General features: G+C 39.5%; 23 protein-coding genes. 21 read left to right on the top strand and 2 right to left on the bottom strand.

The annotated features are described in order from the left end of the window. The first annotated feature begins 72 nt into the window (after nt 1-72). The 15 genes from AC2TDL_RS03055 to AC2TDL_RS02985 all read left to right on the top strand — a co-directional run bounded on the left by AC2TDL_RS03055 (nt 73) and on the right by AC2TDL_RS02985 (nt 16,723). Nucleotides 73-1,488 (top strand): FAD-binding oxidoreductase, encoded by a 1,416-nt coding sequence (locus tag AC2TDL_RS03055; protein ID WP_484698701.1) that lies wholly within the window; start codon nt 73-75, stop codon nt 1,486-1,488. Next, nucleotides 1,481-2,905, top strand: a complete 1,425-nt coding sequence (locus AC2TDL_RS03050) for a (Fe-S)-binding protein (RefSeq protein WP_484698699.1) — start codon at nt 1,481-1,483, stop codon at nt 2,903-2,905. Before AC2TDL_RS03055 ends, AC2TDL_RS03050 begins: the two co-directional genes overlap by 8 nt. A 35-nt stretch (nt 2,906-2,940) precedes the next feature. Then, nucleotides 2,941-3,804 carry a MurR/RpiR family transcriptional regulator gene (locus AC2TDL_RS03045; protein WP_484698696.1) on the top strand — a complete coding sequence of 288 codons (864 nt, stop codon included), beginning with the start codon at nt 2,941-2,943 and terminating at the stop codon, nt 3,802-3,804. A gap of 370 nt (nt 3,805-4,174) precedes the next feature. Then, nucleotides 4,175-5,098 (top strand): N-acetylmuramic acid 6-phosphate etherase, encoded by a 924-nt coding sequence (gene murQ, locus AC2TDL_RS03040; protein WP_484698693.1) that lies wholly within the window; start codon nt 4,175-4,177, stop codon nt 5,096-5,098. A gap of 38 nt (nt 5,099-5,136) precedes the next feature. Further along, on the top strand, nt 5,137-6,600 hold the full coding sequence (locus AC2TDL_RS03035) for an ABC transporter substrate-binding protein (RefSeq protein WP_484698692.1): 1,464 nt from the start codon (nt 5,137-5,139) through the stop codon (nt 6,598-6,600). Between the two features lie 150 nt (nt 6,601-6,750). Next, complete coding sequence (locus AC2TDL_RS03030) at nt 6,751-7,656, top strand: carbohydrate ABC transporter permease (RefSeq protein WP_484698691.1); 906 nt, start codon at nt 6,751-6,753, stop codon at nt 7,654-7,656. Nucleotides 7,657-7,673: 17 nt separating this feature from the next. Continuing rightward, on the top strand, nt 7,674-8,534 hold the full coding sequence (locus AC2TDL_RS03025; protein ID WP_484698689.1) for a carbohydrate ABC transporter permease: 861 nt from the start codon (nt 7,674-7,676) through the stop codon (nt 8,532-8,534). Next, nucleotides 8,534-9,778, top strand: coding sequence for an anhydro-N-acetylmuramic acid kinase (locus AC2TDL_RS03020; RefSeq protein ID WP_484698688.1), 1,245 nt, complete (start codon nt 8,534-8,536; stop codon nt 9,776-9,778). The genes AC2TDL_RS03025 and AC2TDL_RS03020 overlap by 1 nt, the downstream gene beginning before the upstream one ends. 34 nt (nt 9,779-9,812) lie before the next feature. Then, complete coding sequence (locus AC2TDL_RS03015; RefSeq protein WP_484698687.1) at nt 9,813-10,778, top strand: GNAT family N-acetyltransferase; 966 nt, start codon at nt 9,813-9,815, stop codon at nt 10,776-10,778. Nucleotides 10,779-10,782: 4 nt separating this feature from the next. After that, nucleotides 10,783-11,490, top strand: coding sequence for a PIG-L deacetylase family protein (locus AC2TDL_RS03010; protein ID WP_484698686.1), 708 nt, complete (start codon nt 10,783-10,785; stop codon nt 11,488-11,490). 36 nt (nt 11,491-11,526) lie between these two features. Then, the gene (locus AC2TDL_RS03005; protein ID WP_484698682.1) at nt 11,527-12,669 is read left to right on the top strand and encodes an exo-beta-N-acetylmuramidase NamZ family protein; all 1,143 of its coding nucleotides are present in this window, start codon (nt 11,527-11,529) and stop codon (nt 12,667-12,669) included. Between the two features lie 18 nt (nt 12,670-12,687). Continuing rightward, entirely contained in the window at nt 12,688-14,250 is a 1,563-nt protein-coding gene (locus AC2TDL_RS03000; protein ID WP_484698680.1) for a glycoside hydrolase family 3 protein, read from the top strand. A gap of 84 nt (nt 14,251-14,334) precedes the next feature. Continuing rightward, entirely contained in the window at nt 14,335-15,297 is a 963-nt protein-coding gene (locus AC2TDL_RS02995; RefSeq protein WP_484698679.1) for a BadF/BadG/BcrA/BcrD ATPase family protein, read from the top strand. Between the two features lie 171 nt (nt 15,298-15,468). Next, nucleotides 15,469-16,503 (top strand): Ger(x)C family spore germination protein, encoded by a 1,035-nt coding sequence (locus tag AC2TDL_RS02990; protein WP_484701020.1) that lies wholly within the window; start codon nt 15,469-15,471, stop codon nt 16,501-16,503. Nucleotides 16,504-16,525: 22 nt separating this feature from the next. Continuing rightward, nucleotides 16,526-16,723, top strand: a complete 198-nt coding sequence (locus AC2TDL_RS02985; protein ID WP_484698678.1) for a hypothetical protein — start codon at nt 16,526-16,528, stop codon at nt 16,721-16,723. Between the two features lie 123 nt (nt 16,724-16,846). Here the strand turns inward: AC2TDL_RS02985 and AC2TDL_RS02980 are convergent, their stop codons facing one another. Next, nucleotides 16,847-18,157, bottom strand: a complete 1,311-nt coding sequence (locus tag AC2TDL_RS02980; RefSeq protein ID WP_484698675.1) for a GNAT family N-acetyltransferase — start codon at nt 18,155-18,157, stop codon at nt 16,847-16,849. Nucleotides 18,158-18,309: 152 nt separating this feature from the next. Here AC2TDL_RS02980 and AC2TDL_RS02975 point away from each other — a divergent pair, with 152 nt between their 5' ends. The 6 genes from AC2TDL_RS02975 to AC2TDL_RS02950 all read left to right on the top strand — a co-directional run bounded on the left by AC2TDL_RS02975 (nt 18,310) and on the right by AC2TDL_RS02950 (nt 23,140). After that, a complete protein-coding gene (locus AC2TDL_RS02975) occupies nt 18,310-19,248 on the top strand; it encodes an ROK family protein (protein ID WP_484698674.1) in 939 nt (312 codons plus the stop codon). 50 nt (nt 19,249-19,298) lie between these two features. Then, a complete protein-coding gene (nagB, locus tag AC2TDL_RS02970; RefSeq protein WP_484698673.1) occupies nt 19,299-20,027 on the top strand; it encodes a glucosamine-6-phosphate deaminase in 729 nt (242 codons plus the stop codon). Further along, on the top strand, nt 20,024-21,199 hold the full coding sequence (gene nagA, locus AC2TDL_RS02965) for an N-acetylglucosamine-6-phosphate deacetylase (protein WP_484698671.1): 1,176 nt from the start codon (nt 20,024-20,026) through the stop codon (nt 21,197-21,199). Before nagB ends, nagA begins: the two co-directional genes overlap by 4 nt. A 221-nt stretch (nt 21,200-21,420) precedes the next feature. Beyond that, a complete protein-coding gene (locus AC2TDL_RS02960) occupies nt 21,421-22,260 on the top strand; it encodes a MurR/RpiR family transcriptional regulator (protein WP_484701017.1) in 840 nt (279 codons plus the stop codon). Nucleotides 22,261-22,458: 198 nt separating this feature from the next. Next, complete coding sequence (locus tag AC2TDL_RS02955) at nt 22,459-22,803, top strand: YHYH domain-containing protein (protein WP_484701016.1); 345 nt, start codon at nt 22,459-22,461, stop codon at nt 22,801-22,803. Beyond that, entirely contained in the window at nt 22,763-23,140 is a 378-nt protein-coding gene (locus tag AC2TDL_RS02950) for a copper amine oxidase N-terminal domain-containing protein (RefSeq protein WP_484701014.1), read from the top strand. The genes AC2TDL_RS02955 and AC2TDL_RS02950 overlap by 41 nt, the downstream gene beginning before the upstream one ends. Before the next feature lie 72 nt (nt 23,141-23,212). On the opposite strand, the gene AC2TDL_RS02945 is transcribed toward AC2TDL_RS02950, so the two are convergent. Continuing rightward, complete coding sequence (locus tag AC2TDL_RS02945) at nt 23,213-23,491, bottom strand: hypothetical protein (RefSeq protein ID WP_484698670.1); 279 nt, start codon at nt 23,489-23,491, stop codon at nt 23,213-23,215. Between the last annotated feature and the right edge of the window lie 279 nt (nt 23,492-23,770).

Raw genomic sequence — 23,770 nt, 5'->3', positions numbered from 1 at the left:
AGAAATTTAAACTAGAAGCAATGGAAAGTCATCAGATGACCTGTTCTATTTTCTTGAATTGGAGGACAACATATGCTTAACGAACTGATCATTAAGCAATTAAAATCAATTGTAGGTGACCAATATTTTCGCGTGGATCAAGAAGCGTTAATCGCTCACTCCTATGACGGTACACCGATGCTGCAGGCATTGCCTGATGGGGTAATTTATCCTGAAACAACTGAGCAAGTAAGCAAGATTATGGCTATTGCAAATCAAAATCAAATTCCAATTATAACTCGAGGATCGGGTTCTAATTTATGCGGCGGTACGACACCAGTAAATGGCGGTATTGTAATGGTGATGCATCGCATGAATCGTATTTTAGAGGTAGACATGGATAATTTAACTGCGACTGTGCAGCCAGGTGTTATTACAGGACAGTTTATTACTCATGTTGAGGAGCTTGGTTTGTTTTATCCGCCTGATCCAAGCAGTATGAAAATATCAACGATCGGCGGAAACATTGCTGAATGCTCTGGGGGGCTACGTGGCTTAAAATATGGAACTACGAAGGATTATGTGCTTGGTTTAACAGCGGTATTGCCAAACGGAGAAATCATTCGTACAGGCGGCAAGCTTACTAAAGATGTCGCAGGTTATGATTTAACGAAGCTGCTAGTTGGTTCAGAAGGAACGTTAGCAGTTATTACTGAAGCAATCTTAAAACTTATTCCTAAACCAAAAACGAAGAAAACAATGGTTGCAATGTATAAAGATATTTATGGAGCAGCTCGTACAGTTTCCGACATTATTAAAAAGCAAATTATACCTGCAACGCTTGAAATCTTAGATAATGCAACAATTAAAGTAGTAGATGATTTTGCTAAAATCGGTTTGCCGCGTGATATGGCAGCTATTCTAATCATTGAGCAGGACGGTGAGCCTGAAGTAGTAGAACGTGATATTGATAGCATCTATGAAATCTGTAAGTTGCAAAAGGCAGATCGTGTTGAAATGGCACAAACTGCAGAAGAAGCGGAAAAACTGCTAACAGCGCGCCGCAGTGCCTTTACTGCTTTAGCAAGATTAAGACCGACAACGATACTCGAAGATGCGACAGTTCCGCGTTCAAAAATTGCTGATATGATTTTGCAAATTAATGACATCGCTAAAAAACATAACGTAAATATTGCTACCTTTGGTCATGCTGGAGACGGAAATCTGCATCCTACGGCAACAACTGATGCGCGTGATCAAGAGGAAGTGCATCGTGTTGAAGAAGCTTTCGCAGAAATCTTTGATGCAGCGATTACACTGGGTGGAACAATTACAGGTGAGCATGGTGTAGGTGTTGTGAAGGCTCCATATTTAGAATGGAAGGTTGGTACAGCGGGAATCGAGGTTATGAAAGGCATTAAAGCAGCATTTGATCCGAATAACATCTTAAATCCAAATAAAATTTTCGCAAAACATGGTAAGAAAAGAGTGGTGATTCAGCATGGCTAGTGTTAAGCAACTTTCGTCCAGCAACGAGCAAGTACAAGCTTCGTCTATCAATGGCAATCATACATTAGGTAAGCCAAATATACAGCACACGAATCCGTTAGCTAAGACACTTTTGGAAAAATTAGATTATGATCAGCTTACAAACTGTATGCGCTGTGGATTTTGCTTGCCAGCTTGTCCTACCTTTCGTGAGACTGGGATGGAGCCAGCATCTCCACGCGGTCGTATTGCGATGATGAAGGCAGCAGTTGACGGACTGATGGAACCTGATCAGCAGTTTCAAGATCAGATGAACCTATGTCTTGGCTGTCGTGCCTGTGAGCCTGCGTGTCCTGCTGATGTGAAGTATGGTCAATTAATTGAGCAGACGAAGGAAGCGCTTGAAGAGCATGCTAAACATAGCATGCCAGTGAAATTAATTCGCAAAACCGTGTTTAAAACATTATTTCCTAAGCGCAGCAGTCTTAAATTCCTTGGAAGTTCGCTTGCACTTTATCAAAAGTCAGGTATCCAGACAATCGCTCGTAAAACTGGCGTCATGAAACTGTTCCCTAAGCATTTACAGGAGCTAGAGGGCATATTGCCGAGCGGGGCTAGCAGCAAAGGCGTTGTAGAACGACTAGGAACATTTGTGCCAGCTAAAGGTAAGGCAATTGGTAAAGTAGCCATGTTCAGAGGCTGTATTATGGATGTAATGTTTGCTGACACAAACGTGAATACAGTTGATTTGTTATCTGCTGCAGGTTTTGATGTATATATTCCTGAAGGTCAAGTATGCTGCGGAGCATTGCATGCGCATAGTGGCGAGATGGAACAAGCAAGAGATCTGGCTGCAATCAATATAAAAGTATTTAAGGCACTGGATGTAGATTATATTGTGTCGAATGCTGGCGGTTGCGGAGCATTGCTGGTGGAATATGATCATCTTATGAGTCATGATCCGCGGTTTAAAGACGATGCTGACTGGTTTGCCAAACGAGTGATTGATATTAGCAGCTTGCTTGTGCAAAAGGGCCGTGAATTGCGCTTTATTCACAATGAAACGAATGGACAGGAAAATAAAATCACGTATCAGGACTCTTGTCATCTGCGCAATGTAATGAAGGGGTCTAGTGCACCTCGCCAATTAATGAAGCAGGTTGAAGGGGTACAATTTATCGAAATGAAGGAATCTGACCGTTGCTGCGGTTCTGCGGGCATTTATAACGTTGTTCAGCCAGAGATGGCAGACTCAATTTTGGAGCATAAGATGGAACATGCTGATGAAACACATGCAAGTTATATGCTTACAAGTAATCCTGGCTGTTTATTGCAGATGAAGCTAGGTATCGAAAAGTACCAGCCTTCCCAGCCAATGAAGGCAATGCATATTGTTGACTTTTTACATGAACGAATGGTACTCTCAAAAGAGAAATAGTTGAAAATATAATATAAAACTAGAGTAGGTAGATTATGAGTTTGAATGACAATGTATTAATTAAAATTCGCGAGATGCGAGAAAGTCTAACTCCAGTTGAACGGCTTGTAGGGGATTATGTTTTGGAGAATACCGAAGAGATCCCGCATTTGTCGATAAAAGAGCTTGCGCAAGCAAGTAAAACGAGTGATGCGTCTGTATTGCGCTTCTGCAAAACGTTAGGCTATAGCGGCTATCGTAATTTTATTGTTAGTATATCTGCTGCTATAGGTTCAAGAGATGAAGAAGACAAGGAACATTATACAGACATAAGACCCGGAGATGAACTTTCAACCATTATTGCGAATATTTCGCTTAACAATCGAAAATCGATTGATGATACGATGAGCGTTATCGATCGAGGTGAAATTGAAAAAGCGGTAAATATCCTTCGCGAGTGCAAGCGCATTGCGTTTTTTGGTGTCGGCGCTTCAGGACTGATTGCGATGGACGGAGAACAGAAGTTTTCGCGAATCAATAAAATTTGTCATGCTTATTGCGATGGACATAGTCAGCTTACGGCTGCTACACTACTTAGTGAGGACGACGTAGCCATTTTTATCTCTAACTCTGGTGCTACGATCGAGATTTTAGATGCGTTAGAAATAGCTCAAAAAAATAATGTAACTTGCATTGCCATTACGAAGTATAATAAAAGTATATTATCTGAGCGAGCAGATATTGTGCTTAATATTTCTCACCCAGAGTTAACGATAAGAAGCGGAGCAATGGGCTCCAGAATTGCGATGCTCACTGTGGTTGATATTTTGTTTGCAGGAGTAGCAAGTGCTGAATATGACAGTGTGAAGAAGTACTTGACTGCAACTCATAACATCGTAACAAAAAAATTAAAATATTAGCGCTTTAGTTGATGTAAGAAAATGCTACAAAGGCATTGGTCATAGAAATGACCAATGCCTTTGTTACTTTTTATAAAAAGTTGGAGGATATTGTAAAACGAATAGTCAAAAAGTAAACGTTTACTTATTTCTGAAATTCGCAAGCAATATGGAGAATATGAAACTCAATACAAGAATATCCATAAAAAGATAGCCAACCTTTCCTTATTTGAAATAAAACAACGAAAAAATAATTTTATTTGAAATTTTTTTTCGAAATGTATTGACGCTTTCATATAGTTGATCTACTATATAACTATAGGGATTGTAAATGAACATAACATCCCTCGTAATATTTATGTTATATTTTATCAGCAAAGGGAGGGTGGCTATGAATGACTACCTTGCGGGTTTAACAACAGAGGCGATAAACCAAGAGACATTCAAGATTGATGAATGCACAACTGAAGAAATGGTGCGTTTAATGAATCAACAGGATACTCTGGTGCCCGCAGCTGTAGCCAACGAAATTCCGAGTATTGCCAAGGCTGTGGATATTCTCTACCAACGTCTATCAACTGGTGGAAGAATGTTTTACATTGGAGCCGGGACATCGGGACGATTAGGAGTATTGGATGCATCAGAATGTCCTCCTACCTTTGGAACTGATCCATCTCTTGTACAAGGCTATATTGCAGGTGGGGATTTTGCATTAAGAAATGCAGTAGAAGGCTGTGAAGATGATGAGGATGAAGGTAAATCCTTGATCGAAAGCATCGGTGTATCTGAAAAGGATGTTGTGATTGGTATTTCTGCGAGTGGTAGCGCGCGTTTTGTTATAGCTGCATTAACGAAGGCAAAAGAACTTGGAGCTGCTACAATTGGCGTTTGTAATAATAAGGGCTCTAAGTTTGAACCAATCGTAGATGTATGCATTTCTCCTGTTGTTGGACCAGAAGTTATCAGTGGATCGACACGATTAAAAGCCGGAACAGCTCAGAAGTTAGTACTTAATATGCTGACGACTTGCGTGATGGTGAAGCTTGGTAAAACTTATAACAATCTAATGGTAGACCTCAAAGCAAGTAATATCAAGCTAGTTGATCGTTCAGTTCGCATCATTATGCAAATCACAGAAGTGGATGCTGTGACTGCAAAAGCAACATTAGAAAAGGCATCAATGAATACAAAGCTAGCGATTATGATGCTTAAAACTGGACTAGATGCACAGTCAGCTGAAGAACTTCTTAATCAGCATCAAGGGAGATTGAAACAAGCGATTCGCTATCTTGAGCAGCAAAATACTGTAAGGTGAGAATGTTGAAGGAACACAAAATGAGGAGGGTACTAAGAATGAAAGAAAGATTACGTATTTTATCTTTATTTTTGGCAATTACGATGCTTGTATCGTTACTTGCAGCATGTGGTGGGAACAACAACGGAAACTCGAATTCAGGCACGAACTCATCTAATTCTAGCAACAACTCATCATCAAGTGGTTCTGCACCGGAAAAAGATACAATTACGGCGCTATTGCCTCCGGTTTCAGCAAACTATCAAGCTCGCTTTGATCAAATGGAGAAAGACTTCAATGCACTTTATCCACATTTAACTTTGAAAATCGAACCAGCTAGCTGGGAAGATATGACACAAAAACTAGATACTCAAGTTAACGCAGGTTCACCACCTGACATTGCATTTATTGCATCAACTGGTATTAGCAAATATGCAAACATGGGTATGCTTCTTGACCTTAGTAATGCTTTAACTGATGAAATGAAAGCTGACTTTGATGAAGTTCCATTCCAATATATGGCTCTTGGCGATGCACAATTCGGTTTGCCAGCATATATGGCGGTTCATTCCATCGGTGGTAACAGACAATTCCTTGAAGAAGCAGGAATCGACTGGAAAAGCGTTCAAGAAAACGGTTGGACTTATGAAGAATTCCGCGAAGCAATTAAAAATGGTGTAGTAAAAGACGCTAGTGGCAACACTTCTCGTTATGGTTTCGTATTTGCTACATCTGGCGTTACTTCTAAAGACTACCTAAGCATTATGGCTAAATCAGCTGGTTTGCCAGAATATTTCGATGAAAACTTGAAATTCTCTTATACAAGTAAAAAATTCTTGGGTCTATTGACTGCGATTCGTGAAATGATCGACGACGGTTCAATGCCTAAAGAGCTTAGCTCAATTGATGCAGGTAAACGTTGGAACATGTTCCTAACTGGTCAAACAATGATTACAGGTAAAGGTCTTTCAAGCTTTGAAAACTCTGCTCGTTTGAACAACGAGAAACTTAAAGCAAATGACGGTTCTGCCGTTGCTGACTCAATTGAAACAGAATACATTGTGCTTCCAGTTCCTACATTTAACGGCGCTGAGTATGTACCAACAACTGTTGTTGAAGGTTATGTAGCGTTCCGTGGTAAAAAAGAGCCAACAGAGGAGCATACTAAAAACGTAGCATTAGCTGCATACTATCTAGCATCTGGTGAAGTAGCGGCAAATGCGGCAAATGAATTGTTCTTGTCTCCAATTACTGAAACTGCTCGTAACGCTCAAACTATTGAGCAATACGAACGTAATGAAGATAACGTTAAAGCAGATGAGATTATGATGTCTAAAGCCCGTCCAAATCGCACAGATATTCCTACTGATCTAGCAGCAGAGGCGATCAAAATTGAAACTGAAGTAATCGTACCTAAATTGCAAGCATTGCTTGCTGGTGAAGTTACACCACAAGAAATGTTCGATGCAGTTAAGGCAGCGGCAATTAAGTCCTTTGGTGAAGATGGAGTAGTAATCGACTAATAATCGATAGAAAGTAAGATGTGAAGGGCTGTATGCTTAAAACGTACAGCCTTCCATTTCAATGAAATGCGCATTCACACTCAAGCAGAAATCACTTCGGTTTATCTAGATTTGAGTGATGGATCGTTCTATAGAGAGAGGTGAAGCCCGATGAATCAACAAACAGTAGCAACGAAACGAAGATTTAAAATTAAAGGAGATTCTGCTTGGGGATATGCCTTCATTGCTATAGCACTTGTGGCTTTTGCTATGTTTACTGCATATCCGGTTGTCAGTGCTTTTATCATTAGCTTGCAAGATTATAGTCCATTAGGCTCCACTTTCATTGGATTCGAGAACTTTAAAGAATCTTTTGAATCAGAACTATTTTGGAAAGCTGTTAAAAACACCGCGCTTTACACAGTGTTCACAGTTCCAATTAATATCTTCTTAGCATTTCTTGTCTCTATTTTAATTCTTCCGTTTAAGAAAAGAACTCAAACTGCATTCAAAGCTATTTATTATTTGCCAGCTGTAGCGTCTGGTGTGGCACTTTCCGTTGTATGGTTATGGATTTTTGACCCATTAAAATCCGGTATTGCCAACCAAGTTATCAGCTTGCTAGGATTTGAAAATCAAAACTGGCTTGGTTCCAGTTCAACAGCAATGTTTTCACTAGTATTAATGTCATGGCTATCTAGTCATGGTACTGCAATTATTATTTACGTTGCAGCTTTGCTTGGGATTGATAACAGCTATTATGAAGCTGCCGATATTGATGGTGCTAACTTCTTCCAAAAATTGTGGTATATCGTTATTCCATTCCTTAAGCCAACAACGCTGTTCCTACTCGTTACTGGTATAATCGGCTCCTTCCAAGTTTTCCAAAACGCATATATGATGACTGGTGGAGGTCCAGACCATGCAACAACGATGGTAGGGTTGTTAATTTTCAACAATGCGTTCACATATTTTGAGTTTGGTCAAGCAGCAGCACAATCACTTGTGTTAGCGTTAATTATCGCAATCATTTCGTTTATCCAGTTTAAGTTCCTTGGAAACGATGTTGAATACTAGAAGAAGGAGCGGCGAATATGGGATTGTTTACTAACAACTTTAAAAGTAAAGGCGCATTATTTACCCGTAATGGACTAATTATGTTGTTCCTGCTCCTGTTTGCACTTGCAACAATCTTTCCAATTTATTTTATGATTATATCATCATTTGGAGATCCAATTGAAGCAGGAGCGATGAGTTATTCGATTATTCCTTCGAAAATCTCATTTGAGTCATACAAATTTTTCTTTAATTTTAACCAATATACCTACGATTGGCTACTAAATTCATTAATTGTTGCAGTAGCGATAACGATTTCTAACGTGCTTTTTGCAACGTTAGCGGGGTATGCTTTCTCTAAAATTACATTTAAGGGTAGTAAGTTTCTATTTGCTTTACTACTTGGCTCAATGATGATTCCTGGTCAGGTAACTCAAGTACCATTGTATATCTTAATTGTAAATATTTTTGAATTGCAAAACACTTATTCTGCTTTGATTGCACCAAGTATTGTTACGGTATATAACATCTTTTTGGTAAAACAATTTATGTCCGGTATTCCAAATGAAATTATTGAAGCAGCTAAAATTGAAGGCTGTTCTCAACCAAGATTGTTTTTCCATATTATTATGCCGTTATCCAAAACTGTAATGGCGGTTATGGCAATTCTGACTTTCATGGAAAGCTGGAATACATTCTTCTGGCCATTCCTAGTAACCAACACAATGGATATGCAAACTATTCAGGTTGGTTTGAAAAACTTCCGCTTCGCGAACACAACTTATTTTGCACCAATGATGGCGGGAGCAACAATTTCAGCAGTGCCAATGTTTATTCTGTTCTTTAGCTTACAACGTTATTTCCTTGAAGGGGTAACAGTAGGAGCGGTGAAAGGATAATGACTACTCCATTAAAGAAATCCAGCACGGAAATACGTCATGCAAATAATCAGGAAAAATATTATGTAGGACTAATGTCTGGAACTTCAGTTGATGGAATTGATGCTGCAGTTATTAAACTCGCAGCAGAAAAAAATGAGCATCAAGCGCATGCAAGCAAGGTGAAGGTTGAACTGCTGGCTTTTGCCAACACTCCCTTCCCTGAGCATGTAAGATGTGAGCTGTTTAAGTTGTTTGATCCTTCAAAAGCAACAATCGATAAAGTAGGTAAGATGAATATGTGGCTTGGCGAATTATATAGCCAAGCTACATATTCCATTATTGAGCAAGCAGGTTTGCGTAGCGAACAGATTACAGCGATTGGTTCCCATGGACAAACCATTTATCATGCACCGCAGTCTAATTTTGTTGATGGTTATAATTTGCATTTTACAGTGCAAATTGGCGAAGGGGCAGTTATTGCTAATCGCACTGGCATCCCTTGTGTCTCAGATTTTCGCATTGCTGATATGGCGGCTGGCGGACAAGGAGCCCCGCTTGTACCTTTTACAGAATACCTGCTATACGCAGAGCAGGATGAAACATTGCTGCTGCAAAATATTGGCGGTATCGGGAACATTACTGTATTGCCAGCAGGAGGTACGATAAAGGATGTATATGCGTTTGATACAGGACCGGGCAATATGATTATTGATGGACTTGTTGCTAAGATATTTCCACCGCTAACAATGGATGCTGGCGGTCATTTTGCTGCACAAGGCGAAATCATCAATGAACTGCTTGAGTGGATGCAAAGCGATCCATATTATAACGAAGCTCCGCCTAAGTCAACTGGACGTGAACATTTTGGTGAGCAATATGTTAATCAAATTTTAGAGATGATGAAGAAGCATGACTGGAATCCGCTTGATGTTATCGCTACGGCTACCTATGTCACCGCATGGAGTATTGCAGAGAGTTATCGACAGTTTATTCATCCTACTCACCCAGCAAATCGCATGCTAATTGGCGGCGGCGGCAGTTATAATGCTCAGCTTGTAAAGCATATAAGAGAGCTACTTGAACCATATGGTATAACAACAATGATTCAAGAAGATATTGGTGGAAACAGTGATGCCAAGGAAGCGATCGCCTTTGCTTTGTTAGCACATTATACGATGCAACGCTTGCCTAATAATTTACCCTCTGTAACAGGAGCGAATAAGCAGGTTGTGATGGGGAAAATAAGCTGGCCTGCAAAATGAATCGGATCACTAATCGCATATTGGAGTGATATCAATGGAAATCAAACGCTTTAGTGCACAGCATGTTCAGTCAGCCTGTAGATTATGGAATGAGGTAGGCAGCAAATACAATTACAAGCCATTAACTGATGAGCAGTTTCTTAAAACATTTATTGATCATCCGTTTTATGATGAAGCTTGTACATTTGTTGCAATAGAGGACGAGCAAATCATTGGCTTTGCTGCTGGTATTACGAGCAAAGATATTCCTTTAGGTGACGTAGCCGGTTATATTACGACGGTAATGATGAAGCCAGAGGCAACTGATGATCAATTTGATGCTATGATAGAAACTTTAGAAAAGCGGTTTATTGAACTAGGCAAAAAGCAGGCGGATGTGCTATTTTTCAACCCTGTCAAATTAATATGGACGATGCCGAGCGCTCCAGAACATGAGCATAATAACGCTCCTGGGCTTGATCGCAATATGCCTCTCTATAAACGATTAATTGCTAGAGGTTATCTAGATCGTGCTACGCAATGTGGTATGTATTTGCCATTAGGAAGCTTTCAAATTCCACAAGCGATACTAGAAAAAGAGAAACGAGCGAAGGAACAAGGCTATCAGGTGATGTTTTATAACGAAAGACAGCATAGCGGCATTCAGCAGCTATTTGAAGCTTTGGACAATCCGCAATGGAAAAAAGAGGTTCCGCCGTTTGCTGCTCAAGGGGTTCCGCTTCCTGTAGCAGTAAAAGACGGAGTTTGTGTTGGTTTTGCTGGTCCGATTATAAGACAGGATAATGGTCGCGCATTTTTTTGCGGTGTGGGCGTGCATCCTGAGCATGAGGGTCGAGGACTTGGCAGTGTGCTATTCTATCGCATGGTGGAAGCGTTTCAAAATGCTTCCTGTGATTATATTACGTTATTTACAGGTAAAACAAATCCTGCTTTAAATATCTACTTAAAAGCTGGTTTCCGCATTGAAAAAGAATTTGCTACATTACGAAAGGAGTTATAAAACTATGACAACTGAAAAATTAACAGTATTAGCAATTGGAGCTCATGTAGGAGATGTTGAACTTGCTTCTGGAGGCGTGCTTGCAAGTCACAGCTTAAAAGGGGATAAAATCTATACCCTTGCTTTAACTGCCGGCGAACGCGGCGTTCCTGCAGGGATGGATATGGAAGAATATCGTAAGCAAAAGATAGAGGAAGCCAATATTTTTGCCAACATGCTTGGTGGAGAAGCGTTTGTGCTCGATTATCGTGACGGTGAACTTCCCGATAATGAAGAAGTTCGCTTTGCAGTATGCGATGTAATACGCAAAGTGAAGCCAAACATCATTATTACACACTGGAAAAACAGTATGCATAAAGATCATGCACTAACTCATTATATCGTTAATGATGCACGTTATTATGCGGCTTTGCCAACCTTCAAACGCGAATTGCCTAATCATTTTGCAGCGAGATTATATTACTCTGAAAACTGGGAAGATGCAGTAGACTTTGTACCGTATGTTTATGTTGATTTCGATCAGGCTGCCTTTGATTTATGGATTGATGCGTTAAGCAAGCATTGGTTCGTAACGAACAGCAAATCATTCAAATATTTAGATTATTATAAAGCACTTGCCGTAGTACGTGGTTGTGAAGCACGTAAAACTTATGCTGAAGCTTTTATGGTTGCACCAGAAAGTATGAAAGTAAATAAATCCTCGCTATGGTAAGAAATATAAAATATTAGGAGTGGGGAGTGAGAGACAATGGTGCTTAATGGGATCGATGTACTGGATAAGTATAAACATATTTTACAAAATAAACGTGTTGGTTTAATTACTGCGCCAACAGGACTTGATCGCAATTTTCGTTCAACGATCTCTATTTTACACGAAAACTTCAATTTAACAGCGATGTTTTCTCCTGAGCACGGAGTGCGCGGCGATCTTGATGCAGGAGCGATTGTCGACACCTATATTGATGCTGAGACAGGCGTGCCAGTCTATAGCTTATACCGTAAAGATTCTAAGCGACTTACATCTGAAATGCTAGAGCAGGTTGATATTGTTGTTTATGATATTCAGGATGTTGGTGTTCGCTATTATACCTTTATTTATACTATGCTTTATGCGTTAGAGGATTGTGCAAAAGCAGGAATTCCTTTTGTAGTTCTGGATCGTGTAAATCCGCTTGATGGAGTAACTGTAGAAGGCAATGTACTTAAGCCAGGTTATCGTTCCTTTGTTGGTAACTATGAGTTGGCTGTTCGCTATGGTTTAACTGCTGGTGAAGTAGCAACGATGGCGAATGCCGAGATGAACTGGAATGCTGAGCTTTATGTTGTCCCGCTTGAAGGATGGCAGCGTAATATGCAGTTTATTGACACAGGATTAATTTGGGTTCATCCGTCATTAGGCATGCCTCGTTATGAGACCGCACTTTTATATACAGGCACATGCTTGTTTGAAGGAACGAACTGCTCTGAAGGTCGAGGCACGAGCTTTCCATTTGAAATGATCGGCGCCCCTTATATTAAAGCGCAAGAGCTAAGTGATGCAATGAATGCTAAAGGACTAGCTGGAGTTCGTTTCCGTCCTGTACATTTTAAGCCGACAGCTTCAAAGCATGCTGGTGAATTTTGCGGAGGCATCCAAATTTATATAACGGATCGAGAGTTAATTAAACCGCTTGAAGTAGGGGTTAACTTACTATTTACGATTCGTGATATGTACGAAGAGTTTGCTTTCTTGCCGCCGATTAAAGAAGGTTCAAGACCATTTATTGATTTGTTGGCAGGGGATAATATTTATCGTACTCCAGGAGTTAGCGCTAAGGAGCTGCTTGAGCAGTTTGCAGAAGAAAGCAACAGCTTTGCCGTTCGGAAGAAGCAGTATCATTTATATAGATAGGGCTTGGTGATGAATCAGATGAAAACAGTGAAACAAATGAGCTTGCGGGAAAAAATCGGGCAAATGATCGTAGCAGGTTTTCCTAGCTCGGAAATTACCGATGAATTTAAGGAACTAATTAAAGATTATTATATTGGCAACTGTATTTTGTTTTCTCATAACGTAATTGATAAAGTTCAGCTAGGAAACTTGGTTGCAGAGCTTCAGCAGTTATATGTTGAGCACACAGGAGTAGCAGGTTTTATTACGATCGACCAAGAGGGCGGACGTGTTACTCGCATGCCTAAAGAAGCGACCAATGTTGCAGGAGCGATGGCAATTGCATCTACAGGCAGATCTGAAAATGCGTATGTTGCAGGCAGAATTACTGCTCGTGAGTTAAAGGCTTTAGGTATTAATTTTGATCTAGCTCCTGTTATGGACATAAATAATAATCCTTTGAACCCAGTTATTAATATTCGTTCCTATGGCGATACTGCTGAAACTGTGTCAGAATACGGCATCGCAATGATGAAAGGTCTAATTGACGGCGGTGTCATGTCTGCCTTGAAGCATTTCCCAGGTCATGGTGACACGAATGTAGACTCTCATATTGGCTTGCCAAGCATTGATAAAACGGTAGAGGAGCTAGAGCAGCTTGAGCTTATTCCGTTCAAAGCGGCAATTAAGCAAGGCGCGCACGCGATTATGAGCTCTCATATTTTGTTCCCGAAAATTGAGACCTCTGGTGTACCGGCAACAATGTCACGCGTCATTATTACGGGGCTGTTAAAGGAAAAATTAGGATTTAAAGGTCTAGTTGTTTCAGACTGTCTTGAAATGGAAGCAATAAAACGTTTCTACGGCACTGCTAAAGGGGCTGTAGGTGCAATTTCCGCTGGTATTGATTTAATCTTTATTAGCCATACCCCTTCATTAGTAAAAGAAGCGGTGCATGAAATTGAAGCAGCAGTAGCTGCTGGTGAGTTAGATGAAGCGATTATTGATGCAGCAGTAGAAAACATTTTATCTTACAAGTCACAGTATGCAATTATTGCTCCTCCACAACCTGAACAAGTCGGCACGCCAGTGCATTTAGCTGCTAGCGGTTTAATGCGCACCGAAACGATCAGCCTTGTAGCAGGAGAGCTTGCTTCAATTGACTTTAATGATTCATCAGTACACATTATCGGTACGCAATCTTATCGTACAGATCTTGCTTCCAGCAGTGTAAATACAGATTTAAGCTTTGCTGCCTATATTGGTGAAAAGTTAGGATTGAAACATCAAACTTTATCAATTGACCCGCAGCAGGAGGAAATCGATGCTTGTCTTGCCAAAGTTGCAGCAGGAGAGCATGTCATATTGGGGCTATTCAATGCTCGTGAGAATGTTGGACAATTAGCTCTAGCTAAGGCATTAATCGAAAAAGGCGTAAAAACAACGCTTGTTGCTCTAGGTAGACCTTATGATCTTGCACTCATTAACGGGGCGATCGCTAGTCTAACCCTGCTAGAATATTCTGTTGATGCATTTGAGTCGCTTATCCCAATATTAACTGGAAAATATGTACCGGCTGCTAAGCTGCCAATTAATTTGTAGGATAGAGACGATTGCTAGGTTAGAAGCATGTTACGTGAAGAGTAAGAGAGAAATAATAGAAGCAATCTGTTAGGAGGAATAGGAATGACCTATATCGTTGGCATCGATGGCGGTGGTACAAAGACAGCCGTTTCAATTGCAGTAGTTAACGAAAGCACGAAAGCACTGCAAACTACTGCATCGTTTGAGATCGTAAAGCAATTTTCCGTTGGGGCTATTAATGTGAACGGTGGAGATCAAGCGGCTATTATTCAATCCTTTCAGAGCATTTTTAGTGAGATTAAAGAGGAATGTAATTCACTTGATAAGGTTTCTCATATTTGTATTGGTGCAGCAGGGATTAGCAATCCTGAGGTGAGGTTCTTTTTAGAACAGCAAGTTCGGTCAAATGGTTATCAAGGTCAGATCAGCATTACTGGCGATCATGAAACTGCGTTATATGGTGCACAAAAGGCGATGTCTGGCATTATTCTTATTGCTGGAACAGGTTCTATCTGTTTAGGTGTTAATGAGCAAGGACAGCAGCATCGCACTGGCGGCTTTGGTCATTTGATCGATGACGAAGGAAGCGGATATAGCATTGGACGAGATTTGCTTTCGGTGCTTGTACAAGTTGAGGATGGAAGGATTGCCGACAGTGTTATTCCATCTTTAGTTTATAATCGTCTGCAAATGTCAAATGTGAAGGAAGTCATCGGTTATGTTTATAATAAGGAAACTACGAAGAAAGATATAGCTATGCTCGCTCCAATATTAAATGTAGCTTGCGATAGCGGCGATCAAGCTGCGCTTGCAATAGCGGAGCGCTGTGGCGAGCAACTATTGAAGTTACTTGTACCTGTTATTGAACGATTAGATATGCATGAGGCAAACATTGCAATCGCGGGCAGTGTTTTGCAAAAATCACAATATGTGCGTTCTGCCCTAGAACGAAAACTAGAAGTTAAGTTTCCAAATACAAAGCTCATTCTCCCCCTTGAAGATGCAGCTTACGGCGCATTGTTAATCGCCGCTTCGAAGTTAGAAACAGTGAGTGAGAAAAAATAGGTTATATCGATCTTGTTCATGTTTCCTAGATTATAAACAGTAAATATAAAACATAAGCCCAAGCCCTTAATTCCAAAGATAAGGAATTAAGGGCTTTTTTATGCAGTTCGTCATGATGGATAAGAAGTAAAGCAATTTAGAGTTGGGGGAAGCAATTATGAGGCAGCAGTAATAAATATAGAGGATGATAATATTACGTTAACTTTTCAAATTGTGCTGCCAACACAAATGCAGGGAAGTAGCGGGCAAAAAGGAGTACATCCATATGTTAATAAGTCCTCTACAGCTAAAACAGTGTTTAAAGCTGTTCGAAATTTGGCAAGTGAGCTTAGTCGAACTCCATTTCTTTCGCATAATCAGCTTATCATTATTTCAGATAAATTAGCTGAAAAAGAGCATATTGGAGAAATAATGGATCTATTTATACGAGATCCTGAAAGTCGAAGAGCATCCTATGTTATGGTTTCTGAAGGAAGAGCAAAGGATATTTTAGAAGTAAGTACAGAACTAGAAACACTGCCTGTAAAATACATTATCTCAACTAATAATAACCCTGATAAAAGTGAATCCATTACACCGCCAATTACAATCGGTGTTTTACGTAAAATGCTCTTGTCCAATATGAGCTATGTGTTGCCAAAAGTGAGCAGGGCAGCTGAAAATAAAATATCTACAGCAGGTGCCTCAATCTTTTATGGGCAGGATCATAAATTTATTGGACACCTTAATCCGGAAGAAACTACGGGACGCAATATGATTCAAGGTTTAGTGAAGACCGCAGCATTAGAAATTGATATGGATGGAAAAGAGATTGTTATAGAAGTTCTTGAGTTTTTCCGCAACATAAAGGTAAAAAAAGATGAACGAGGATTGCCGTTTTTCGAAATATCGATTTCTGCAAATGGCTCTATTGTAGAATCAGAGCTGGAGGAAGATATTACGATTAATAAGTTAAACAAAGATATTAAGGCAAAAGGAGAAGAAAAAATAAAACAACTGATTGAAGGAGTCATTGAATTATCACAAAAGAAGTATGAAACAGACTTTCTAGGTTTTTATGAAAATATGTATGAGCAACAATATGAACTGTGGCAAAAATATAAAGACAATTGGGACAGCGGAGAAAAAATCTTTACGCAATGTCAAGTAAACGTAGATGTTAATTTGAATTTGATAACAATCGGTACAATAACTGAATCAAAATAAACAAAATAAAGGGGGAGCTAAAATGGAGTTTCGTTACGATTTAATTCATAACTCTTTAGTGATTGTATGCACCCTTCTGCTCGTATTGATTCCAGTATTAGTCTTGAAAATAAATCAGTTTTTGCATAAGGTGACAGATGCTCCTTGGAAGCAGAAATTGGAGAATGAACAGGAAGAGTGTTTCCCAAGTCAAATTGAGCATACTGATGCGGAAAATTAACAGAAGCTTGGAGTTAAAAGAACAATCTATTGTATAAAAGGATGCCAGAATCGTCAGCGGCTTTGCCGACATTTTGACATCCTTTTTAATTACTTTTATTTGCTGTCTGATTGAATTGCCATATTAATAGTAGTCTGTAATATAAAAAGCATAGTTTTGCTCAGGGAAAAGTGCGGACAGTATCATATCAATAGCAGCGCTTTGTTCAGCCTCATTTTCACAAACTGATTTTTCATCAGCTGCATCAAACCCATATAGCAACCATTTTATTAGTGTAATTTCACTTGTTTCAATCGTTGCAATAGCTTGTTCGTCAATACCATTCACTGCAATCTGTTGAGCTTGGGATTGATTGGCTTGATCCCGCTTAGACTGAACAGCAATTTGTAGATTAGACTGCTTAAAGCTGAAAACAATTCGATCATGCTCTGTTTCAAGGGCAAACTTAAACTGCTGCCCAGCTAGTTTATCATTATTTTTCAAACGATTTTGCAATTGTGGTAGCAAGTCGTTGAACAACGCCTCACAATTGATCATTTTCCACATTGCAATGTTTATCTTTTCAGTAGTTGCCCCGCTCTCTTGAAAATGTTTGTATAACAGATGATCTTTTGGTAATTTAGCTAAAATAACCTTTGCATCTGGACGTAACTGACAAAGCGCGTTAAAGAGCGGCAAAACATCTGCAATTGTTGATTTTTGTGGATCATAAATGAATTCACGTAAAATCGCTTGCTCATGTTTGGTATGGGCAATGATGCCATAAGCGATTAGCTTTTCATCCTGCCACAGCGTTAAGCACTCTGCTTCCCGCCAAGTAGGCCACTGAATAAGACTTTTCCAATAGCTCTCATTACGTACATAACTGCCTGTACGATGTTTATTAAACGTATCGTAAAGTTGACTCATTTGCGGTAAATGACAAGAATCAAAAGGAATAACTACATAATTAGCTTCAGCGGTATCTTGCACAACTTCTTTATTATTTTGATAAGCCTCATTATTAAGGTAATAAATTGGCTCTGAAAGCAGGTACCAGCCGCTTCGGTTATAAAAACTATGCTTGCTGGCTAGCAACATACTAAGATGATACCCTTGTTGTTTCATATATTTCGTTTGTTCTTGCAAAATACGAGTGGCTAGCCCCATTCCTTGATAGTTTTCATCTGTGCATACGCTTCCCATACCGCCAACTCGAATTATATCTTGATCTATTCGTAAACTCATTGGGAAGATTTGTACACTTGAGGCAATGACTTGATCAACTGTAGCAAACCAAGTGTTAGCAGGGTCAAACGTTGGATCATGATCAATTCGTTCCTGAAAAAAAGCTCTTCCAACTGAAAAACCTTTTCCTAAAATGTCTAAAATCTGTTCAAGCTGCTCACGAGACGCATTATTTTTTACTTCAATATTGGAATGCGTATTGCTCATACTAGCTGTCCTCCTCTGAATGAAAATGAAACCTGCTTCTATTCATAGTTTATCATGGATTACGAAAATAGAAATAGATTATTGAAAATTTTTTAATAAATTGTTATATTAATTATGAAAATAATTTTCTTAATAGGAGGTATGCTTGTTAAATGGTCATGCTTGAAAATAAGAAAGAATACGGCATTGGCATTGATATCGGTGGAACAAAGACGCTTCTGGCGCTAGTCCAGCAAGATGGTACCATTTTGCGGCAGATTCAATTTGAGAGTTTGCCAGAGCAAGGAGCAGAACGGCTTATTGCCTGTATTGAGGAAAAAGTTGCATCGTTAATTACGAGCATACCTGAAGGCGGAAAGCTTAAAGGAATAGGAATCTGCTCTGCTGGTGTGATTGACCCTGAAGCGTTGAGCATTGTATATGCTAGTAATTTGAATTGGCACAATGTAAAAATAGGTGCTATTTTGCAAGACCGTTTTCAAGTGCCTGTACAGCTTGGAAATGATGCGAACTTGGCGGCAGTTGCCGAATATGTATGGGGAACATCAAAGCAAGCGAAACATCTTATTTATGTAACAATAAGTACAGGAATAGGATCGGGCATTATTAGTGACGGACTATTAATTCAGGGAATTTCTGCAAGTGCAGGTGAATTTGGACATATTACGGTCAATCCTAACGGTGAGCGTTGCGGCTGTGGCAATTATGGATGTGTGGAAACCTATGCTTCCGGCACTGCACTGGCAAAGCTTGCTAATGAGCGATTAGAGCCACTCCAGCAAGGAGCTTGGACAAGTAAATTGCTGTTAGAACAAGCTAGTCAAGGACATGAAAAAGCTCAGGAGTTGCTTAGAGAGGCAGCCTTTTATTTAGGTAACGGAATTGTTTCATTAATTCATTTATTTAACCCGACGCAAATCATTTTTGGCGGCGGTGTAATGAGCAGTGACAATCTGCTTTACGATTATATGCAAGAGGTTGTTCGTGAACGTGCATTACCAGATATGCTTAAGCATGTTACATTGCGTCGTACGGAGCTAGGTAAAGAAATCGCAGTGCTAGGTGCAGCAGGGATGTTCTTTATGGAATAAAGCAATTTGACTATTAACATGCATCATGATTAAATACAGGAGGCTAGAATATGAATATTTTGACGTTTAATTCAGAGGATAAAGTCAATGAAGCAGGTGCAGCATTAATTGCCAGCATAGTGCAAAAAAATCCTAGAGCTGTACTTGGTTTGGCTACAGGAGGAACTCCAGTAGGAATCTATGAGCAGCTTGTAAAGAAATATAATGAAGGATTTTTGAGCTTCAAGCAAGTTACTAGCTTTAACTTAGATGAGTATGTCGGACTTGATCCAGCACATGAGCAAAGCTATCGTTACTATATGCAGCACAACTTATTTAATCACATTGATATTGTACCTGAAAACACAAACGTTCCTAATGGCAACGCAGCGGATTTAGAGGCAGAATGTCTTCGCTATGACGAAGCGATTGCTGCTTACGGTCAGCTGGATATTCAATTGCTAGGGCTAGGACATAATGGACATATCGGTTTTAATGAGCCAGCAGACGAACTGGTTAGCGGTACACATGTTGTAGAATTAGCGGAAAAGACACGTCAAGCGAATGCGCGTTACTTTGCTTCCATGGAAGATGTGCCGCGTCAAGCGATTACTATGGGCATCGGTTCTATTCTTAAAGCAAAAATGATTCTGCTAGTTGTTAAAGGTGAAGATAAAGCGGAAATTGTGCAGCGTGCCTTGCAAGGACCAATTACACCACAATGTCCAGCGTCTTTACTACAAACACATGCTAATTTGGTCGTATTGTTGGATGAAGCAGCAGGGAGCAAACTAAAATGAACAAAAACAAAACAATCATTTATAATGTAAATCTTATCTTACCAGAAACAGTTCTTAATGAAGGCTGGATCGTTTTCGAGGACGGAAAAATTAGTAATTTTGGAACAGGCAGTTTGCCAGAAGCTTTGCAGTCAGAAGAAGCTGCTACAGTCGTTGACGGTGAAGGAAAATATGTATTGCCTGGTTTTATTGACATCCATGTGCATGGTGGTGCAAAGCATGACTTTATGCATGCAGAGGCAAAAGAGCTAGATGCGATTACCTCTTTCCATATGCAAAATGGTACAACAGCAATGTTAGCTACAACAGTAACAGGTTCACAGCAGCAACTTAGCTCCGTTTTAGAGCGAGTTAACAGCTATCGTCAACAACCAATGCCTTATACACAACTGGTTGGCGTTCATCTAGAAGGACCTTTTGTCAATCCAAAATGGAAAGGCGCGCAAAATGAAGCTTATATGGTTGAACCTCAGCCAGCATGGATGGAAGAGTGGCAGGTTCAATATCCAGGCTTAATTAAAATGCAAACTCTTGCACCAGAAATTAATGGGGCATATAAGTATATCGAGTTACTAGATAAGCATGGTATTGTCGCAGCTTGCGGACATACCGATGCTACCTATGATCAATTAAGCGAAGCTGTTAAACATGGACTTAGCCATGCTGTCCATACGTACAATGCAATGAAAGGTTTACATCATCGCGAGCCAGGCACGCTAGGTGCGGTTATGCTGCATGATGAAGTAACAACTGAAATTATCGCAGATGGTATTCATGTTCATCCTGCAGCCGTAAGACTTTTGCTCAAAGTAAAAGGCGCTGATCGCGTAGTGCTTGTAACTGATGCGATCTCAGCAGCAGGCATGCCAGATGGCGCATATGAGCTTGGTGGCTTGCCAGTTACAGTTTCGCAAGGAGTTGCTCGTTTAACCAAAGATGGAAACTTAGCTGGCAGTACGTTAACGATGATCGAAGGCTATCGTTTTCTAGTAGAGCAAGGAGGGGCAACGCTAAGCGAAGCAAGTCGAATGGCTAGCTTAAACCCTGCTCGTGTAATCGGTCTTGATGATCAATACGGCAGCATCGCAATAGGCAAACGAGCTGATTTGCTTATTATGGATGAGCAATTCAAGCTAAGCCAAGTATTTATTAACGGGGAAGCGAAGCTATAGTAGCAAGTAGCAAAGCTAATCTATTTAAGTTATAGTAAAGAATTCGGGCATCGACGAGTCGAGCAGCAAAACAACGCTTTTTGCTTCCATAAGTCGATGCTCATTTTTTTAACATTAACTTATGAAAATATTATCAGAACCATTTAATTTTCATGAAGAAAGCGATATGATTATTAATGCGATTAATTTTGGAGGTGAAAAGTTTGAGTATTATTGCTGCCATGAAGGAAAAGTTTGAAGAATTAACACAGCAAGAAAAGAACTTGTGCAGTTATATTTTGCAGCACCCTCACGAAACATCGCAGCTTTCTATCACAGAACTAGCTAAATTATCTGGTTGCAGCACATCGACCATTTCGCGATTTAGTCGCAGGTTTCAAGCTGATAACTTCTCGGAGTTTAAGATCAAGCTAGCAGTTGATCTTACAGGGGAGACTAATATAGATACATACCAAGATATTGTTGCAGGCCAACCGCTCGATCAAATCGTTAATGCGATTACTGCTAATCATGTCAGGTCTGTTACAGATACAGCAAAAATGCTGGATTATAGCAAGTTAAGACTCGCAATTGAAAAGCTGCATTATGCTAACCGTATTGATTTGTATGGCGTAGCAACCTCTGGTGTCGTAGCTGAGGATTTGTATCAAAAGCTGATTCGAATCGGTAAGGCAGCGGCTGTATTTTCCGACCCGCATATGCAGCAAACCTCAGCTGCATCGTTAAAGCCCGGAGATGTTGCCATTAGCTTTTCTTATTCAGGAGAAACGCCTGAGACGATTGCAGCATTGATTAGTGCGAAGGAGCAAGGCGCAACGACGATTTCGATTACAAAGTATGGTGAAAATACCCTTGCTTCAATTGCAGAAATTAGCTTGTTTATCTCATCCTCGGAAGCGGGTATGCGTCGTGGTGATATGGCTTCACGTATGGCTCAACTGCATCTCGTTGATGTATTATTTGTAGGGCTTGTCAGTGAATATTTTGATCAATATGTACCGAGACTGGAAAGCTCTTATCAAAATGTTCGTCGCTTTAAGTCTAAAAAAACAAAGAAGTAGCCGATAAATAATGATAATAGAAGCGGACAATTTAGCTATAGTATGCCTTACTGGTGTAGGCTGCTATGGCTTTTTTTATGAAAAACAAATCACAAATTGCCATTTTATCTTGAAAGTGTAAGATATTGAAATATAATATGTACTAGTGTAATCAAAAACAATATAAAGGATGTGTAAGATGTGAAAAGATTTTGCTTTATGAAATTTTTAACTGCCGTAGTGATTGCTTGTTTATTATTAACTACGGCTTCTGTGGCATCTGCTCATTCTGGACGCACGGATGCTAATGGAGGTCATAATTGCTCTGAAAAATCGAAGGCAAAAGGGTTATGTACAGGCTATCATTACCATAATGGCGGAAGCTCAAGTTCTAGCACAAGCAGCAATACTAAAAACAGCACGACCTCCAAAAACAACAGTTCCAAAAACAACAGTTCCAAAAACAGCAGCTCCAAAAACAGCAGTTCCAAAAACAGCAGTTCCAAAAACAACTCAAGTTCAAATAAAAACAGCTCAAGTTCAAATAAAAACAGCTCAAGCTAAGCAAGCTAAGGATGAGCTAAAAACTTCGGATATTTCGCTATACATAAACGGTGAAAAAATAAAATTAACGAACAAGCCGCTGGTTAAGAACAATAGCACTTATTTTCCAATCCGTGAAATTGCCGAGGCAATCGATGCTTCAATAAGCTTTAGTGATGATAAGACAGAGCTTATTCTTAATCGGAATAATAAAACTGTTACTTTCAAACTAAGCAGTAAGGAAATCATCAGCAAAAATAATACAACTTACGCTCCGATTCGTGGTATCGTAGAAAAGCTAGGCGGAAAAGTTACTTTTGATGCGAAAAATAATGCAATTAAAGTAGAAATTAAGTAAGGGGAAAGCAATGCCTTCAAAACAGATTTTTACTGTTTGTGAAGGCATTGCTTATTTAAAACTAGGCAGAACTTATTGTAAAATGATTTTCTCAGCAACAAAATCTCTATTTGTTTTCGTAATTGTAATTGGTTCGGTAAAAGAGATGACTATAGAATCTCCTATGGTAAAATCACTTATTTCTAGCGGCTGATGATTTTTGTCTAATAGCCTTGTTTGGTCATCAATAATAATGGCACATAGATAGCCTATACTGTTTCCGCTCTTTTCTTTATAGGTAATCTCTTCTGAGCAATTAATATAAAACTGATTGTTTTCAATAAGCTCGATCGTTTTCTCAAATGAGTCCACTTCAAGCTTGCTGCACCCAAAAAGAAAGAGAATGCATAAAATCATTAGCATCTTTTTGATATAAATCCCCCCAATTTTATTCTTCTATTATAATAAATGTTTAGCATTCCTTTAAAATACATTGCATTAAATAGTAAACTAACTGAAAATATGCGTTTGTTAACGTCTATAACGCTCTGCATCTTCATAGCTTGCATGAAAAAAATCACAAATGCAGCTAAAGTCATGCGCAGAATTATATTTGTGAAAAAAATCACGTAATATGTGATTAAAATCACA

The organism is Paenibacillus sp. plas6 (assembly GCF_057221655.1).
This window is presented reverse-complemented; position numbering and strand designations above follow the sequence as displayed.